Annotated in this window: 1 protein-coding gene; it reads left to right on the forward strand. The window is 72.2% G+C overall.

What is annotated here, in order from left to right; all coding sequences use genetic code 11:
• Positions 1 to 275: 275 nt before the first annotated feature.
• Positions 276 to 1,853, forward strand: a complete 1,578-nt coding sequence (locus ACI79E_RS22375) for an ABC transporter substrate-binding protein (protein WP_456934782.1) — start codon at positions 276 to 278, stop codon at positions 1,851 to 1,853.
• Positions 1,854 to 1,989: the final 136 nt, after the last annotated feature.

The raw sequence follows: 1,989 nt of genomic DNA on the forward strand, positions 1-1,989 counted from the left end.
ACGGGTCTGATGTTCCACCGGGCGGGGGTTATGTTCACGGGCTAAAAGACCCCACCAGCCCCCACCCGGCCCGCCCGGGCGGGGAGCCGTGGGCACCCCGCCCGGCGCGTCGTCGTCCGGACCCGTTGGTCCTGGTCCCGCGCCGTACCGCGCCATGTGATGCGCACCACGACACGTCCTCCCGGGGTGGTCACGGTCCCGTTGTCGCGGCTGCCGGAACCCGACAGGTTGCTTGCCACCAACCGGCTGCGGCCCGACTTCTCCCGGAGGAACACGTGCGCGGCACGACGACGTCCGCCCGCAGGACAGCACGACCACGGCGCTGGTGGCTCGGGCTCCTGTCGGTCCTGGTCCTGGTGGTGTCCGCATGCGGGGGAGGGGCGACCGCCGAGAGCGGAGCCCAGGGTGAGATCGACCCGGACGGCACGTTCCGCTACGTGTTCGTGCAGAACCCCTCGACGTTCGACCCGCACCGGTCGGCGAACCCGTGGGACATGGTCTTCTTCCGGCTGGTCTACGACCAGCTGATCATGCTGGACGCGAACGACGAGCTCGCGCCGCAGCTGGCCACCTCGTGGGAGTTCGTCGACGGCGGGACCGCGCTGGTGATGGAGCTGCGCGACGACGTGACGTTCACCGACGGGACGCCGTTCGACGCCGAGGCGGTCAAGGCCAACCTGGAACGGGCCAAGACGCTGGAGACCAGTGCGCTCAAGGGGCAGCTGGCGCGCGTGGAGTCGGTGGAGGCGGTGGAGGAGTTCACCGTCCGGATCAACCTGAACGGCCCCGGCGGTGACCTGCCCAACCTGTTCACCGACCGGCTGGGCAGCATGATCAGCCCGGCGGCGTTCGACAACCCGGACCTGGACCAGAACCCCGTCGGCTCGGGCATGGCGACGCTGGTGGAGTACGTGCCCGGCCAGCACACCCGGTTCGACCGCAACGAGGAGTACTGGGACCCGGAGGCGGCCAAGGCGGCGCACTACGAGGTCCTCGTGCAGACCTCGGCGACCACGCGGTTCAACATGCTGCAGACCGGCCAGGCCGAGCTCACCTATCTCGACCCCTCGCAGGCCGAGCAGGCGCAGGCGGCCGGGCTGAACTCGGCGCCGTCCAAGAGCCTGTCGATCATGTCGATCAACATGAACAGCGGCCGGGCACCCTTCGACGACGTCCGGGTGCGCCAGGCGGTGCAGCACGCCATCGACCGGCAGGCGATCGTCGACGGCGTCTTCTTCGGCCTGGGCGAGCCGGTCGCGCAGTACATGCCGCCGGACCACTGGGCCTACGACCCCGACGTCACCCCGGACGACCCGCAGTACGGCTACGACCCGGAGCGGGCCCGCGAGCTGCTGGCCGAGGCCGGCCACCCCGACGGCGTGGACTTCGAGTTCCTGGTGCCCAGCCTCGACGACCACCGCGCGGCGGCCGAGGCGGTCGTGCCGATGCTCGCCGAGGTCGGCCTGCGGGCGACCACCCGGGTCATCGAGGCGCCCACCACGGCGGTGACCTTCTTCAGCCGGCAGGAAGGCAACATGGTCATCGGTATGGGGGCGCCGTTCGCCGACCCGACCGTGCCCTACCAGTCGAGCCTGCCGGGGCAGTTCGCCAACCCGTGGAACACCACCACTCCGGAGTTCCAGCAGGCCTGGACCGACGCCCTGTCCGGGACCACGGAGGAGGACCGCATCCCCGCCATCCACCGGATGGTCGAGGAGGAGAAGGAGATCCTGAAGGCCTTCCCGCTCCACGCGCACTTCCCGCCCAGCGCCTGGACCGACCGGGCCGTGTTCCCCGAGGGTCACCAGCCGGCCTACGCCCCGACCTTCCGCGGGGTGGGGGTCACCGCCTGAACCGGTCGCTGACCGAACGCACCAGCACGCACCCGGACGCGGGGGGGGGGGGGGGGGGGGGGGGGGGGGCGGGGGGGGCGGGGGGGGGGGGGGGGGGGGGGGGGGGGGGGGGGGGGGGGGGGGGGGCGGACGGGGG

Source organism: Geodermatophilus sp. SYSU D00079 (assembly GCF_054050635.1).